We start from the raw sequence: 15,722 nt of genomic DNA on the forward strand, positions 1-15,722 counted from the left end.
TCCTAGGATTGGCGGATGCCCCCGACGTCTGCCCCCGTTCGCCGCCGACGTCGGATCGTCGCCTTCTCGGCCGGCGGCATCTTCGTCGTCGTGGCGGTCGCCCTCGGTCTGTACGTGCCCGCCGCATTGGCCGCGCCGTTGCCGACGGCTCAGCTCGAGTTGACCGTGCCCACGCCACCAGCCGCCGAGCCCGCTCGGCTCGCCCTCCCGGGGATCGGGTCGGGAGCCATCGCGGAGGAGGGTTCCGGCGAGTTCCTGGGCGAGAGCGGTCAGACAGGGCCCGTTCCCATCGCGAGCGTCACCAAAGTCGTCACGGCGCTGGTGGTGCTCGAGGCCCATCCTCTCACCGAGGGTGACGACGGGCCGGGGATCACCATGACCGCGGCCGACGTGCAGCTCCTCGAACAGACGCGCGCGGTCGACGGCTCCTACGAACTCGTCAACGAGGGCCAGACCCTTAGCGAGCGCCAGGTACTCGAGATCATGCTGCTGAAGTCGGCGAACAACTACGCCGAGACGGTCACCAACTGGGCGTTCGGTTCGCTCGCCGGCTACCTCGATGCGGCTCGCTGGTTCACGGCCGCACACGGACTCGCAGACACCACCATCGTGGATGCGTCAGGCCTCGATCCGAGCAGCCGCAGCTCGACGAAGGACCTGATGACGATCGCCTCGCTCGCTCTCGCCGACCCCGTGCTCGCGAAGATCGTGTCGACAGCCATCGATCAGGTGCCCGTCATCGGGGAGATCGACAACAGCAACAAACTCCTCGGTATCGATGGCATCGACGGCATCAAGACAGGAACGACGGACGAGGCCGGGTCGTGTCTGTTGTTCTCCGCCGAGTTCGCGGTCGGCGACGAGACGAAGTCCGTGGTGGGGGTGATCCTCGGGGCCGAGAGCTCTCAGGCCGCCCGGGATGCCGTCCAGGCTCTCCTCGCCAGCACGAAGGCGGGCTTCACCACGCTGCCGCTCATCAAGGCGAACACCGAGGTCGGCAGCTATACGACGGAGTGGGGAGAGACGGCGCCGATCATCACGACATCCGACAGCGATGCCATCGTCTGGTCGGACGACCCGGTCGACGTCGACGCCAGCGCCGCAGACGTCGTGACGGCGCAAACCGGGGTGAACGTGGGCACGATCCGCTACACGGTGGACGACGTCACGGAGCAGGTCGCGCTCAGTGTCGACGGAACGCTGCAGGATCCCGGCTTCTGGTGGCGGATCGGCCACCCCGAGCTCGTCTTCGGCTAGCCGACGGAGTCGGAGCTGTCGGACTTCGGCGCCGGCAGGCCCATGGGCACCGCGTCGGGCCGCTTCGGCGAGATCCCGTCTCCGCTCGAGCGATGCGTCACACGCCGGATGACCCACGGCACCAAGTGCGTGCGCGCCCAGACGAGGTCTTCCGTGCGCGCCTGGCGCCAGGTCGCCAGGGGAAGGGGCTCGGGAGCGCCCGACTGCAGCTCGTTCTCGACATTGAGCGCCTGCAGCACCAGACGCGCGACCTCGTGATGACCGAGAGCGTTCAGGTGGAGCCGGTCCGGACTCCACATGCGCGAGTCCTGAATGCTCGACAGGCCCCACTGGTCTGCGACGATGCAGTCGTGACGCGCGGCGATCGTACGAAGATTCTCGTTGTAGATGGCGACCTTGCCCCGGATGCCTCGGAACACGGGGGAGAAGGCCACATCCGTTCCCGTGAAGATCACGACGGTGGCGTTGTCGCGCCGCAGTCGCTCGATCCCCGCGTCCATCCGGCGCGCGATGTCATCGGGGTCCGTTCCGGGGCGGATGATGTCATTGCCGCCCGCCGAGATCGTGATGAGGTCGGGCTGCAGGGCCAGAGCCGGTTCGACCTGTTCGTCGAGGATTCCCTGCATCAGCCGCCCTCGGATGGCCAGGTTCGCGTAGGCGAAGTCGTCTCCGGCCTCGGCACCCAAGACCTCGGCCACACGGTCCGCCCAGCCCCGGTACCCACCAGGGCTCGCTGGCTCCGGGTCACCGATCCCCTCGGTGAACGAGTCTCCGATCGCCACGTATCGACGCCATGGATGCCGCTCGGTCATATGCACTCCTTCGAAGAAATCCACTCGTCAATGTACTCCTCTCGCTTCGTCGCCGAGGCATCTCGATTCGTTCCTGGTGTCGTCAGCTGCGGGTAGTGTGGATGCACGTGAACAGCCTGCCCGAACCTCTTCCCCTGCCCGAGCTCCGGGTCGATTCCGCGGGCACCGACGGCACGCCCGTGGTGGGCGGCGGCGCCGCGGAACATCTCTCCCCGTCCTTTCCCGAGCGGGCGGCCTGGGGCACAGCATCCAAGCTCCGCGCGTGGCAGTCCGAGGCTCTCGAGGCCTACTTCACCCATCAACCCCGTGACTTCCTCGCGGCGGCCACCCCGGGCGCAGGCAAGACGACCTTCGCTCTTCGCCTCGCCAGCGAACTCCTGCACAGGGGCATCATCGACCGGGTCACCGTCGTGGCCCCGACAGAGCACCTCAAGAAGCAGTGGGCAGACGCCGCCGACCGCGTTCACATCCGGCTCACCCCGGGCTTCAAGAACAGCGATCGCCGCTACGGAAGTCATTTCCACGGCGTCGCCGTCACCTACGCTCAGGTCGCAGCCAGACCAGCACTGCACCGCGAACTCACCGAGTCGGCGCGCAGTCTCATCATCCTCGACGAGGTTCATCACGGCGGAGACGCGCTGAGCTGGGGCGAGGCGATCCGTGAGGCCTTCGCTCCTGCAACCCGACGGTTGTCTCTCACGGGCACACCGTTCCGTTCCGATACCTCGCCCATCCCGTTCGTCAGCTACCTGCAAGACGAGCACGGCATCAGGCTCTCGCAGACCGACTACAACTACGGCTATGGTCGCGCCCTGCAAGACGGGGTCGTGCGCCCCGTGCTCTTCATGGTCTACGCCGGCCACATGCGGTGGCGCAGCAAGGTGGGCGACGAGATGGAGGCGCGCCTCGGCGAGGGCAACACCAAAGACATCACTTCGCAGGCGTGGCGCACAGCCCTCGACCCGGCCGGCGACTGGATCCCCTCTGTGCTCGCCGCCGCCAACCGTCGGCTCGCCGAGGTGCGTCAGGGCATCCCGGATGCCGGCGGCCTGGTGATCGCGACCGATCAGTTCACGGCCCGCGCGTATGCCGCCATTCTCGAGAACATCTCGGGCGAGCCGGTCACCGTCGTTCTCTCCGACGAGAAAGAGGCCTCGGGCCGCATCGAGGAGTACTCGAAGTCGTCGAGACGGTGGATGGTCGCCGTGCGGATGGTGTCCGAGGGCGTCGACATTCCTCGGCTCGCCGTGGGCGTCTACGCCACGAGCGCGTCGACGCCGCTGTTCTTCGCCCAGGCCATCGGCCGATTCGTCCGAGCCCGACGCCGTGGTGAGACCGCCTCCATCTTCCTCCCGAACGTCCCCGGCCTCATGGCCTTGGCCGGAACGATGGAACTCGAGCGAGACCACGCTCTTGATCGACGCGACTCGGGCGACCCCGAGGGCGACATGTGGAACCCCGAAGACGCCATGGTCGCCGAGGCCAACGTGCAAGACAAAGCCTCCGATGCGTTGCAGAACGACTTCGCCTTCCAGGCCCTCGGCTCGCACGCGACGTTCGACCGGGTGATGTTCGAGGGCAGCGAGTTCGGCGCAGAGGCTCCGGTCGACAGCGACGAGGAGCTCGACTTCATCGGCATCCCAGGGCTGCTCGAGCCCGATCAGGTGCGCGAACTCCTTCAGCACCGGCAGGCCAGGCAGCAGCGTCACGCCGCCGACCGTCGCAAGAACTCGCCTCCCGGGCCGGCCGAAGACGAACCCGCCGCGCCTCTCTATCGCACGCTGGCGGAGCAACGCAAGCTTCTGAACAGCCTCGTCGGCATCTGGGCCAAGACCTCAGACCAGCCTCACGGCCTGGTGCACGCCGAGCTGCGTCGAGTCTGTGGCGGTCCGGCCGTTCCTCAGGCGAGCGTTACACAGCTGCAGTCGCGCATCGCCACGGTGCGCAAGTGGATGGGCGCCCACCACTCCTGACCCTGCCCTCGGGTCGGCATCCTCGCCATCTCTTAGAGGAAGCGGACGAAGTAGTAGCTGCCCCAGAGCGAGTGCGCGTGAGTCACGTAACGACCCCAGTCGGGGGAGTGGATGACTCCACCCTGGCCGTCGTAGATGCCGATGTGGCCGCTCCACACGACCGCGTCGCCCGCCCGGGCGTCGGATGAGGAGATGCGCACGCCCTGTGCCGCCTGAGTGGGAACGTATCGCGGCAGATCGATGCCGAACTGCTTGTAGACGTACTGGGTCAACCCGTCGCATCCGAAGCTGTCGCTGGGGTCTGCACCCCAGCCGTAGGGAACGACGCCGACGAACTGCTCCGCGTAGGCCACGACAGCGTCACCGTTGTAGCTCTGCGGAGGGTTGACGACGGGAGCGGATGGAGCGGGAGCGCTCGGCTCACCGCCGCCTGAAGATCCCTCTGAGGGTCCGCCCGCGGAACCTCCTGCGGATCCGTCGCTACCGCCCGAGGAAGGTGCGGGGGCCGGCGCCGCTGCTTCCGCGTCCGCAGCGGCTCGCGCAGCCTCATCGGCTGCCTGCTTGGCCTGCGCCGCAGCCTGCACGCCCGCCTTGTACTGGTCTTCGGTGAGGTCGAGATTCGTGGTCAGGGCCTGGAGCTGCACGGAGAGTTCGGCTTCGTGACTCTGCTGCTCGATCAGTGCGGCACCGACCGTCTGCTGAGTAGTGACGGCTTCGTCGAGTGCGCTCTGGGCTGTCGATGCGAGTGCACCCAAAGCGTTGCGCGCCACGTCGGCCTGTTCGCCGAGCGAGTCCGCTGTGTTCTGGTCGATCTGGGCCTGCTGATAGATGCCGGTGGTCGACTCGCTGAGCTTCGACATCGCTCCGAGTTGGTAGAGCAGGTCGTTTGCCTTGTCGCCTTCGACGAAGAGACGAGACGAGAGGTCGTTGCCGCCCGAGCGGGCGAACTGTGCGGCGAGGATCGCTGCCTGCGTGTGGGACTCGGCCGCCTTGGTCTTCGCCGCAGCGGCCTTCGACTCCAGCTGATCGGCCTTGACTGAGGCCGTGTTGTACGCGGTCTGAGCCGTCTGGTTCTCTTGCCAGCGAGCCTCCGCTGCGGCCTGGGCCTGGCCTACCTGAGTCTGCAGACCGTCGATGAGGCCCGTGATGCGGGAGATCTCCGCCTCTTTGGCTGCCTCGGACGATCGGGCGGCGACCACGTCGTTCCACGACGGATAGTTGTCGGCGGAGACCGGCGACGAGGAGATCGCACCGACTGCCAGCATGCCGACCATCGCAGTCGCAGCAAGAACACCACGCCAGTGAGAACGACGAGCAGAAGACCGACCGAGAGACGCGGTGGTGGTGACGAGCATGGTTTCCCCGAATTCGCAGAATGGCCGCAATGGCGTCGTGAGTCACATTCGTCACAACAACAACATCGCTCACACTAGCAACGAATTGGATGCGACTCCATACACGAGCCGCGACCGATTTCTCGGAGCAACTTCGGCGTGTCGCATTTTTACGTCGAACACGCGACGAAGGCCCCCCACCCGGATGGGTGGAGGGCCTTCGTTGACAAGCTTCGCTTCACGTGGTCTCGGTCGACGCTTTCACGTCACCTCGACCTCATAAGGAAAGACTTAGAGGGGGCGGATGTTCTCAGCCTGGGGACCCTTGGGGCCCTGTGCGACGTCGAATTCGACCTTCTGGTTCTCGTCGAGCGAGCGGTATCCGCTGGAGGCGATAGCCGAGTAGTGCGCGAACACGTCGGGGCTGCCGTCTTCGGGGGCGATGAAGCCGAATCCCTTTTCAGCGTTGAACCATTTCACTGTGCCTGTAGCCATTGCAAACTCCTCCTGGAGTGATAATTCGGTCCCGATTGTCGGGGCCACTCGTCGGGGTGTTCGTCGTCTCCCAGGATTGGGCCCGAACAGTGTCGGGCAGGGCACCGGAGGCACCCCGGACGTGCGAGGCACATCAACTTCTGTGAACAGCCTACTATGCTCTTGGCCTCGCCGCGCGACCAAAATCATCACGCCTTGGTCACGCTCGTGCGAAACAGACCCGATAGACAGAAAAAACCCCCGAGATCTCGCGTTATGCGAGATGTCGGGGGTGATTCTTATTTCTGTGTCCGAAGGGGGACTTGAACCCCCACGCCCTATACGGGCACTAGCACCTCAAGCTAGCGCGTCTGCCATTTCCGCCATCCGGACTGGATGAGCTGCTTTCCGTTCCCGGTGCAACCAAGGTAAGACGATAGCACGGTTTGAAACCCCCTCGACGCCACGAGTCCGTCGAGGCCCTGCGGTACCGTGAAAGCATGACTTCGATGCCCGAGAACCCCACCCCTGAGGCCGGTCTCGACGCCACGGCCTCGATCGCCCGTGACCTCATCCGCTTCGACACGTCGAACTTCGGAGAAGGCCGCTCCAACGGCGAGACGGACGCGGCGGAATACGTTGCGGCACACCTGGAGAGGCTCGGCTTGACCGCCGAACTCATCGATTCCGAGCCAGGTCGTACGAGCGTGGTGGCCCGCGTGGAGGGTGAGGACTCGAGTCGCGGGGCCCTCGTCGTGCACGGACACACCGACGTGGTGCCGGCGATCGCCGACGACTGGTCGGTCGATCCATTCGGCGGCGTCATCGCGGACGGCATGCTGTGGGGTCGCGGAGCGGTCGACATGAAGAACATGGACGCCATGATCCTGACCTCCCTCGACGACATCCTGTCGTCGGGCCGCAGGCCCGCACGAGACCTGGTGGTGGCCTTCTTCGCCGACGAGGAGGCCGGGGGAGTCCTCGGCTCTCATTACCTCGTGAAGAATCGCCCCGACCTCTTCGAGGGCGCGACCGAGGCGATCAGCGAGGTCGGAGGCTACTCGATCGACCTAGACGGAACGCGGGCCTACCTGGTTCAGACAGGAGAGAAGGCCCTGATCTGGGCGAAACTCGTTGCACGGGGAACGGCCGGTCACGGATCACAGATCAACTCGGACAATGCGATCACCAGGCTCGCCGCCGCCGTCGCGAGGATCGGCAGCCAGGAGTGGCCCGTGCACCTCACCAAGACGACGACGGAACTCCTGGGGCGCGTCGCCGCGATCCTGGGCAAAGATCCCCTTCGGACCACGCCCGACGAACTCGCCATCGCGACCGGAACGGCATCGCGATTCATCTCCGCCTCACTGCGCAACACGGCCAACCCCACAGGCTTGACGGCCGGATACAAGCACAATGTGATCCCCGACCGTGCCGAGGCGCTGCTCGACATCCGGGTGCTTCCCGGCCAGGAAGACGATGTCATTGCGCGACTCCGCGAGCTGGCCGGTCCCGGTGTCGACGTGGAGATCTCGCATCAGGACATCGGACTCGAGACCGACTTCTCCGGCCCCCTCGTCGACCAGATGATCTCCAGCCTCCACCGGTTCGATCCGGCGGCCGAAGTGCTTCCCTATCTGCTCTCGGCAGGAACCGACAACAAGGCTCTCAGCACGATCGGCATCAAGGGATATGGATTCGCCCCTCTGCAACTGCCGGCGGAGCTCGACTTCCCCGCCCTCTTCCACGGTGTAGACGAGAGGGTCCCGCTCGACGCATTAGTGTTTGGCAGGAAGGTTCTGACAGACCTCCTGCTGCGCTACTGACCAGGCTCCCACGGTCTCCCGACCGATTCCGCCGCCACATTCCGAAGGGGAGTCCGTGGACTTTCTCAACGCCATCATCCTCGGCCTCGTGCAAGGACTCACGGAGTTCCTGCCGATCTCGTCGAGTGCACATCTACTGATCGTCGGCCGCCTCCTGGGCACGGGAGACGACCCGGGTGCAGCGTTCACCGCGATCACCCAACTGGGCACCGAGACCGCGGTGGTCATCTACTTCTGGCGCGACATCTCCCGCATCGCAACCCGGTGGTTCTTCTCGCTCACGGGCCGCGTTCCCCGATCCGACCCCGACGCCAAACTCGGCTGGTTCATCATCCTCGGCAGCGTGCCGATCGTCGTGCTCGGCCTGATCTTCCAAGACGCGATCGAGAGCACGCTGCGCTCGCTCTGGATCGTGGCGGGCACGCTCATCGTCTTCGGGATCCTGCTTGGCGTCGCCGACTATGTCGGGGCGAAGAAGAGACGCCTCGACGACCTCACTGTTCCCCACGCGACCGTGTTCGGCTTCGCCCAGGCACTCGCTCTCATTCCCGGCGTCTCACGCTCGGGCGGCACCATCACGGCCGGACTCTTCATGGGGTACGAACGCGCCGCCGCTGCGCGCTACTCCTTCTTGCTCGCCATCCCCGCCGTCTTCGGCAGCGGGCTCTATCAGGTGTTCAAGTCCGTGAAGGAGACCTGCACGGTCGCAACGGCCAGCTGCACCCCGGAAGTCTTCGGTCCTCTCGAGACGCTCGTCGCCACGGTCATCGCCTTCGTCGTGGGACTCGTCGTCATCGCCTTCTTCATGAGCTACATCTCGAAGCGGAGCTTCCTGCCCTTCGTCGTGTACCGGATCGGTCTGGGACTCGTTCTCCTCGTTCTGCTCGGCACAGGAGCCATGCAGGCCTGACCCGTCGAGCGACGGTAGTCTTTTGCAGTGCATTCCTGGACCCGGCCCCTCGTCCCCTCACTTCCCGGACGAGGTCCCGTTCCCCGGGTCTTCGACGATTCGACGGGTGCCCTGGTCGAGACCCGAGGCGTCGACGGCCGAATCGGCCTGTACGTCTGCGGCATCACACCGTATGACGCCACCCACCTGGGTCATGCGTCGACCTACCTGGCCTTCGACGGCATCCAGCGCCTGTGGATCGACGCGGGCCTCGAGGTCGACTACGTGCAGAACATCACGGATGTCGACGACCCGCTGCTCGAGCGGGCGAACGCGACCGGCGTCGACTGGCGCGCCCTCGCCGCGAGCCAGGTAGAGCTCTTCCGCACGGACATGGCGGCGCTCCGGGTCCTCCCTCCTCGCGACTACGTCGCGGTGACCGAGGTCGTCGACCCGATCTCGGATGCCGTGCGCCGGCTCGTCGACGCCGGCTTCGGCTACCCGGTCGACACACCAGACGCGCGCGTCGCCGGCGGCCAGGACATCTACTTCGATATCGATGCGGCCACCGAACGCACAGACTGGCACCTCGGACTCGAAAGCCGCCTCGACGCCGTCACGATGGCTGCGTTCTTCGCCGAGCGCGGGGGAGACCCTGATCGCGCAGGCAAGCGCAATCGACTCGACCCCCTGCTGTGGCGAGCGGCGCGCGAGGGGGAGCCCTCGTGGCCCAGCCCGGTCGGCGAGGGGCGCCCCGGATGGCATATCGAATGCTCCGTCATCGCGCTCGATGCACTCGGCCCGCACTTCTGCATGCAGGGCGGCGGAAGCGACCTCGTCTTCCCGCACCACGAGTTCTCGGCGGCTCACGCCACGGCTCTCACCGGCGAGCGATTCGCCGACGTGTACGCCCACGCGGGCATGGTCGCCTATCAGGGCGAGAAGATGAGCAAGTCGCTCGGCAATCTCGTCCTGGTCTCCCGGCTCCGCGCATCCGGTGTCGACCCGTCGGCGGTGCGGCTCGCCGTTCTCGCCCACCACTACCGCGACGACTGGGAGTGGACCGACGCCGGCCTCGCGGAGGCGGTCGCGCGCCTCGATCGCTGGCGCGAGGCGGTGGGCCGGCCGCAGGCGTCCGAGGCCCTCGACGATGAAGAAGCGCTTCTCGCACGCCTCCGCGCCGTACTGTCGTCAGACCTCGACACCCCGGCCGCCCTCATGGCGATCGACGAGTGGGTGGCGGGCTCGCACCCGACGAGCGGTCTCGTCGCCCGCACGGTGGACGCACTCCTGGGAGTGCAGCTCTAGTCGCCGGTCAGGCGCCGGGGCGCCACGGCTCGTCTGGGCGACCGTCGCCTCTTTTACGAAGGTACTTCTCGAACTCCTGAGCGATCGCCTCGCCACTCGCCTCGGGCGAGTCGACGGTATCGCGCGCCTGTTCGAGCTGCTGGATGTACGAGGCCATCTCGTCGTCCTCTCCGGCGAGCGCATCGATTCCCGACTCCCACGCGGAGGCCTCGTCGACCAGGTCGCCGCGGGGGATCACGACGTCGACGAGCTCCTCGAGTTTGTCGATGAGCGCCAGCGTCGCCTTGGGAGACGGCGCGTTGTGAACGTAGTGGGGAACGGATGCCCAGATCGAGACCGTCGCGATTCCCAGGGCCTCGGCCGCATCGGCGATGACGCTCAGGATGCCGACGGGCCCCTCGTATGTCGATCTCTCGATCGAGAGCTGGCTGCGCACCGACGCGTTCTCGCTCGTGGCCGTGACCGAGATCGGACGCGTGTGCGGCACATCGGCCAGCATGGCCCCGAGCAGCACGATGCCCGAGACTCCGGCTGTCATGGCAGCATCGAGCACCTCGACCGTGAATTTCTTCCAATTGCGCGAGGGCTCCGCGCCCACGAGGAGAAACACATTGCCCGTGTTGTCCGAGCCCACGCGGAGCTCGGCGTCAGCTGCCAGAGGAATGTTGTCGACCTCTGTTTTCGCCGGACCGTAGATGGTCGCGCTCGGCCAGATCAGGGCTCGATTGCCCTCATCGTCTTGAGACACCACCGGCCTGTTGAACTGGAAATCGAAGTACTCCTCTGCGTCGACACCGGCGATCGTGACCACGTCGAGCTGCTCACGCAGCAGCTGAACCGCTCCCGTCGCAGCTTCGCCCGCATCGTTCCAGCCCTCGAATGCGACGACGAGAAGTCGCCCTCTGAGGAATTCATTGCCCTGTGTCACCGTGTGGAGAACCCTTTTCGTCGTCTCGTGATCGTTCTGACAAGGATAGGCCGTCGATCCAGACCGAGCCCCCGGGCCCCGTAGACTCGATCCACGTGATGACACCCCTGCCCGCCGCCGTCCTCTGGGACATGGACGGAACGATCGTCGATACCGAGCCCTATTGGATGCAGTCGCAGGAGAAGCTCGTCGCGACGTTCGGCGGCGTCTGGACCCACGAAGACGCGATGACCCTGGTCGGATCAGGTTTGGACCGCACCGCCCGTCTCCTTCAGGAGCACGGAGTCGACATGGCCGCCGACGCGATCATCGACCATCTGACTCGCGAGGTGATGGCGCTCATCAGCATCAGCGTGCCGTGGCGGCCGGGCGCCCGTGAACTGCTCTCCGCACTGCGAGAGGCGGCCGTTCCCTGCGCCCTGGTCACCATGTCTTTCGGTGTGATGGCCGAGCACGTCAGGTCGTTCATTCCTTTCGACGCCTTCGACGTCGTCGTCTCCGGCGACAGCGTCGAGAACAGCAAGCCCCACCCGGAGGCCTACCTCGAGGCGGCACGCCTCCTGGGAGTCCCCATCGACGAGTGCGTTGCCTTCGAGGACTCCGTTCCCGGGGTCGCGAGCGCTGCCGCTTCGGGCGCGGTCACCGTCGGCGTTCCCCACATGCTCTCTCTGGAGAACAGCCCGGCCAGTGTGCTGTGGCCGACACTCGAGGGCCGCACCGTCGACGACGTGAGTGCGGCGCTGGCAGCCCACAGGCGCTCTGGCGCCATCCACCCCACAACCGGAAGTCGACACCCATAACCGTGAATTCATTCTCCGGACCGTTCCGCGTCGGCGAACGCGTGCAGCTCACCGGCCCCAAGGGCAAGCTGAACTCCATCACCCTGGCGACGGGGGCCGAGTTCCACACCCACCGCGGAGCCATCGACCACGACGCCATCATCGGGCAGCCCGACGGCTCCGTCGTGGCCAACACCGTGGGCGTGGAGTATCTCGTGCTGCGCCCCCTGCTCACCGACTTCGTTATGTCTATGCCGCGCGGGGCCGCGATCATCTACCCCAAGGATGCAGCGCAGATCCTCGGCCAGGCCGACATCTTCCCCGGGGCGACCGTGGTGGAGGCCGGCGTCGGCAGCGGCGCATTGTCTCTGTGGCTCCTGCGAGCGATCGGTCCGGAGGGGCGGTTGTCGTCGTTCGAACGCCGCGAGGAGTTCGCCGACGTGGCCATGGCCAACGTGACGGCGTTCTCCGGTTCCACTCCCGACAACTGGAGCATCACCCTGGGCGACCTGAGCGAGGCGCTGCCCGAACAGCACGAGCAGCACTCGGTGGACCGCGTCGTCCTCGACATGCTCGCGCCCTGGGAGTGCATCCCGGCTGTGACCGACGCTCTGAAGCCCGGGGGAGTCGTACTCTGCTACGTGGCCACGGTCACTCAGCTCTCCCGCGTCGTCGAGACGATCCGCAGCACCGGATCGTTCACCGACCCGCAGCCTTCGGAGACGATGATCAGGTCGTGGCACGTCGAGGGCCTCGCCGTCAGACCGGATCACCGCATGATCGGACACACGGGTTTCCTCGTCACCGCACGACGCCTGGCTCCGGGAGCCCAGTTGCCCGAACTGAAGCGTCGCGCCTCCAAGAGCGAATACTCCGATGACGATGTGGAGACGTGGACCCCGGGCGCGCTCGGCGAACGCGGCATCAGCCCCAAGAGTCTCCGCAAGCGTGTGCGCATGGCGACGGCGACGGCGACGGCCCGCACAGACGGCGACGCCGCACAGCCGTCGCCCAGCCAAGACGCCGACGCGGAATAAACTAAGCTGTTGTCCGCTCAACCACCACTGAAAAGAGGATCCGTGCGCAAGTCGATCGCGCTCATTCTGTCTGCGGGTCTTCTCGCCACCCTGTCGGCGTGCGCGTCGCCGGGATCGGGTCTCGCCGACGGCGGCTGCACGCCCCTCGCTCAACCCGGAGCGGCGTCCGAGACCGTCACGGCCTCAGGTGATCCGGGGGAGGCGACGCTCGATTTCGCCACTCCGCTGAAGACGAAGAGCACCGAGCGCTCGATCCTCACGGCCGGGTCCGGCCCTGCTGCTCAGGTCGGCGATGTGGTCTGGGGCAAAGCGGTCATCGCCAGCGGCACCGACTCGTCGAATTCTCAGCAGTCGCCCTTCATGATCACGCTCGACAAGACGGCAACGCCCGCGGGATTCATCGACGCGCTCGATTGCGCGCGTGCAGGCGACCGCATCGCGGCCGTCATCCCCTCGGCACAGACGACGGTCGATCCCTCGGCGGCTCCGGCCGCCGCGACCTCGGACGCCTATGTCTTCGACATCACGTCGGTCTACCCCGGCGCGGCCACCGGGTCGGCGGAGCCCGCGCAGGCAGGGTTCCCCAGCGTCGTGACGGCACCCGATGGCCGCCCCGGCGTCACCATCCCCTCGGGCACGGTGCCGAGCGATCTGCGGTACACCACCCTCAAGAAGGGGTCCGGCGCGAAGGTGGCCGAGGGCGACGTGCTCGTCATCCAGTCCCTCGGGGTCGTGTGGAGCGACAAATCAGTCTTCGAGTCGACCTGGGACAAGGGTGCTGCGACGCAGGTGCTCGCGGCCGACGGCACGACGAATAAGGGCGGAGTCGTACCCGGGCTCGTCAAGGCGCTCGTCGGCCAGACCATCGGCTCGCAGGTCCTCGTGGTCGTGCCTCCCGCAGACGGCTTCGGCGACACGGGCACCCAGGGCGTCCCCCCGGGATCCACGCTCGTCTACGTCGTCGACATCCTCGGCGCCAACCCGGCACCCTGACGAGAGCGGCTCAGGTCACCGCTCCCTCGCGTCGCACTAAAATAGTCTCCGTGCCAGACCAGTCGCGAACCGCCTCCTCGATCGACTCCTCGGTTCCCGCCGTCGCTGTCGAAGAGCGACTCTTCAGCCTCGTCCTGGCCCTGGTATCCACAGAGATCGGCCTCACCAAGGCCGAGATCCTGGGTGCCGTGCAGGGGTACAGGCAGAAGTTCGTTCCGGGCGGAGACAATTCAAGCCTCGAGCGTCAGTTCGAACGCGACAAAGACGACATTCGCGAACTGGGCGTACCCCTCGAAACGCTCGAGTCGCCCACAGATCCCGGCAACAACCAGGCTCTGCGCTACCGCATCGCCAAGGGCGACTACGACCTCCCCTCCGACATCACGTTCACGCCGGAGGAGACGACTCTTCTGAACCTCGCCGCCATGGTCTGGCGAGAGGGGTCTCTGTCGGGCGAATCCCGACGAGCTCTTCTCAAACTGCGCTCGCTGGGAACCGAGGGGAGCAAGCAGCTCATCGGCTATGCCCCGCGCATCCGCACCAGAGACGCCGCCTTCGCTCCGCTCACCGACGCCCTCGACAAGGCCGTGCTCGTGCGTTTCAGCTATCTCAAACCGGGGGAGCAGAACGCCAGAGAGAGAATCGTCGCCCCGACGGCCGTCGTGCAGCACCAGGGCCGCTGGTACCTCCAGGCGACCGATCAGCAGGCCGATGCTCCGCGCACGTTCCTGCTGTCGAGAATCGTCGGGCCCGTGGCCGTCACGCGCACGCCCGCGCCGCGTCCGGCATCCCCGACGGCCGGCGACGATGCGCTGGCCGAACTCGACGAGATCTGGCGCACTCAGGTCGCGCACGTGTCCGTCCGTGCCGGAACCGACGCCGAATCGCGCCTCGGAAAGCGGCTGGGCAGCATCCGGCACGCCGATGGAACCATCGCGCTGCACTACACAGACCTCGCGCTTCTCGCCGACGATCTCGCGGCCTTCGGACCCGAGGTCGTCGTGATCTCGCCTCCGGTTCTCGTCGCTGCCGTCCGCGATCGGCTCACGGCCATCATCGAGAGCCATACAGATACCGAGGATGCCGTATGAGCGCCGATCAGACGACTCCCGGCGGGTTTCACCACGCCCAAGACAAGCTGACCTTCCTTCTCTCGCTCGTTCCCTATCTGATCCAGCAGACCCAGGTCAGCGTTCACGACGCCGCCAGACACTTCGGAGTCTCGGACGAGACGATCCGAGAAGCGGTCCTCCTGATCGCGGTGTCGGGAGTGCCCGGAAGCGACAGCAACTATCAGCACGGCGACCTGTTCGACATCGACTGGGACGCATTCGACGACAACGAGATCATCATCACCCAGCTCGTCGCCATCGACGACTCACCCCGTTTCTCCGCCCGGGAGGCATCGGCCCTGATCGCCGGACTGCAGTACCTGCAGTCGCTGCCCGAGAACGTGGGCTCGGCCGCGTATTCGAGCCTCGCCGCCAAACTGGCGAGAGGCGCGTCTGAGACGCCCAGTCAGGTGATCGTCTCCCCGGCCACGACGAACGAGACGTTCGCGCGTTTCGGTGACGCCCTGGCCCGCGGCGTCCAGTTGGAGTTCGAGTACCGGGATTCCCGCGGACAGAGGGAGCACCGGCGCGTCGATCCGCTGCGTCTCGATTCCGACAACGACGACTGGTATCTACGGGCGTGGTGTCACTCGCGCCTCTCGGTGCGGACATTCAGACTCGACCGCATCGACGCGCTGAACGTCACCGACCTGGCCATCGAGCACCGGCCCGCCGACATCCCCCTCTCGGACTCGCTCTTCGACACGTCGGGGGAGCACACGAGTGTCGTCCTCGAGTTCAGGCCCGAGGCGCTGGGACTGCTCGGCGAGTTCGTTCCCGAGGGCACACGAGTGACCCGGCACGGGGACATGAGCCGAGCATCGGTGCGCGTCGCGCACTTCCACGGCCTCACGCGCCTCGTCGCAGGCCTGGCCGGTGTGGCCAGAGTCGTCGATCCTCCGGAGGCTCGACAGGCCGCCCGCCGTTGGGCACAGGATGCACTGGCGTCTTATGCGGAGCCGGCGGGCCCCGAGACACCGATCACGACCGCGTAGGCTGG

Annotated in this window: 14 protein-coding genes and 1 tRNA gene; 10 read left to right on the forward strand and 5 right to left on the reverse strand. The window is 66.4% G+C overall.

Features of this window, described 5'->3' with window-relative positions; all coding sequences use genetic code 11:
* The first annotated feature begins 15 nt into the window (after positions 1-15).
* Positions 16-1,257: a D-alanyl-D-alanine carboxypeptidase family protein gene (locus ASE64_RS13700; protein WP_055781506.1), complete on the forward strand. Its 1,242-nt coding sequence runs from the start codon at positions 16-18 to the stop codon at positions 1,255-1,257.
* Here ASE64_RS13700 and ASE64_RS13705 read toward each other — a convergent pair.
* Positions 1,254-2,069 (reverse strand): SGNH/GDSL hydrolase family protein, encoded by an 816-nt coding sequence (locus tag ASE64_RS13705; RefSeq protein WP_055781508.1) that lies wholly within the window; start codon positions 2,067-2,069, stop codon positions 1,254-1,256. The two genes, ASE64_RS13700 and ASE64_RS13705, sit on opposite strands and share 4 nt — an antisense overlap.
* Positions 2,070-2,248: 179 nt before the next feature.
* On the opposite strand from ASE64_RS13705, the gene ASE64_RS13710 reads away from it, so the two are divergent.
* Positions 2,249-4,042, forward strand: a complete 1,794-nt coding sequence (locus ASE64_RS13710) for a DEAD/DEAH box helicase (protein ID WP_055782076.1) — start codon at positions 2,249-2,251, stop codon at positions 4,040-4,042.
* 32 nt (positions 4,043-4,074) lie between these two features.
* On the opposite strand, the gene ASE64_RS13715 is transcribed toward ASE64_RS13710, so the two are convergent.
* From ASE64_RS13715 to ASE64_RS13725, 3 genes are all read right to left on the reverse strand, one after another.
* Positions 4,075-5,307: a C40 family peptidase gene (locus ASE64_RS13715; RefSeq protein WP_156351891.1), complete on the reverse strand. Its 1,233-nt coding sequence runs from the start codon at positions 5,305-5,307 to the stop codon at positions 4,075-4,077.
* A gap of 360 nt (positions 5,308-5,667) precedes the next feature.
* Entirely contained in the window at positions 5,668-5,871 is a 204-nt protein-coding gene (locus ASE64_RS13720; protein ID WP_044443312.1) for a cold-shock protein, read from the reverse strand.
* A 287-nt stretch (positions 5,872-6,158) separates the two neighbouring features.
* Positions 6,159-6,243 (reverse strand) — tRNA-Leu (locus tag ASE64_RS13725).
* Between the two features lie 107 nt (positions 6,244-6,350).
* Here ASE64_RS13725 and ASE64_RS13730 point away from each other — a divergent pair.
* From ASE64_RS13730 to mshC, 3 genes are read left to right on the forward strand one after another with little or no spacing between them, the layout of a single operon-like run.
* The gene (locus tag ASE64_RS13730) at positions 6,351-7,676 is read left to right on the forward strand and encodes a M20/M25/M40 family metallo-hydrolase (RefSeq protein WP_055781513.1); all 1,326 of its coding nucleotides are present in this window, start codon (positions 6,351-6,353) and stop codon (positions 7,674-7,676) included.
* 55 nt (positions 7,677-7,731) lie between these two features.
* Positions 7,732-8,586, forward strand: coding sequence for an undecaprenyl-diphosphate phosphatase (locus ASE64_RS13735; protein WP_055781516.1), 855 nt, complete (start codon positions 7,732-7,734; stop codon positions 8,584-8,586).
* Positions 8,587-8,613: 27 nt separating this feature from the next.
* Positions 8,614-9,873 carry a cysteine--1-D-myo-inosityl 2-amino-2-deoxy-alpha-D-glucopyranoside ligase gene (mshC, locus tag ASE64_RS13740; RefSeq protein WP_055781518.1) on the forward strand — a complete coding sequence of 420 codons (1,260 nt, stop codon included), beginning with the start codon at positions 8,614-8,616 and terminating at the stop codon, positions 9,871-9,873.
* Between the two features lie 7 nt (positions 9,874-9,880).
* On the opposite strand, the gene ASE64_RS13745 is transcribed toward mshC, so the two are convergent.
* Positions 9,881-10,801: a proteasome assembly chaperone family protein gene (locus ASE64_RS13745; RefSeq protein WP_055781521.1), complete on the reverse strand. Its 921-nt coding sequence runs from the start codon at positions 10,799-10,801 to the stop codon at positions 9,881-9,883.
* A 98-nt stretch (positions 10,802-10,899) separates the two neighbouring features.
* On the opposite strand from ASE64_RS13745, the gene ASE64_RS13750 reads away from it, so the two are divergent.
* The 5 genes from ASE64_RS13750 to ASE64_RS13770 are packed head-to-tail and all read left to right on the forward strand — an operon-like array spanning position 10,900 to position 15,717.
* A complete protein-coding gene (locus ASE64_RS13750) occupies positions 10,900-11,601 on the forward strand; it encodes an HAD family hydrolase (protein WP_442853841.1) in 702 nt (233 codons plus the stop codon).
* A gap of 2 nt (positions 11,602-11,603) precedes the next feature.
* Positions 11,604-12,617, forward strand: a complete 1,014-nt coding sequence (locus tag ASE64_RS13755; RefSeq protein ID WP_442853839.1) for a tRNA (adenine-N1)-methyltransferase — start codon at positions 11,604-11,606, stop codon at positions 12,615-12,617.
* A 42-nt stretch (positions 12,618-12,659) separates the two neighbouring features.
* Positions 12,660-13,610 carry an FKBP-type peptidyl-prolyl cis-trans isomerase gene (locus tag ASE64_RS13760; RefSeq protein ID WP_055781526.1) on the forward strand — a complete coding sequence of 317 codons (951 nt, stop codon included), beginning with the start codon at positions 12,660-12,662 and terminating at the stop codon, positions 13,608-13,610.
* Positions 13,611-13,660: 50 nt separating this feature from the next.
* A complete protein-coding gene (locus tag ASE64_RS13765) occupies positions 13,661-14,701 on the forward strand; it encodes a helix-turn-helix transcriptional regulator (RefSeq protein ID WP_235480622.1) in 1,041 nt (346 codons plus the stop codon).
* Positions 14,698-15,717, forward strand: coding sequence for a helix-turn-helix transcriptional regulator (locus tag ASE64_RS13770; protein WP_055781529.1), 1,020 nt, complete (start codon positions 14,698-14,700; stop codon positions 15,715-15,717). Before ASE64_RS13765 ends, ASE64_RS13770 begins: the two co-directional genes overlap by 4 nt.
* The last annotated feature ends 5 nt before the right edge of the window (positions 15,718-15,722 follow it).

Source organism: Agreia sp. Leaf210 (assembly GCF_001421485.1).
Lineage (GTDB): Bacteria > Actinomycetota > Actinomycetes > Actinomycetales > Microbacteriaceae > Agreia.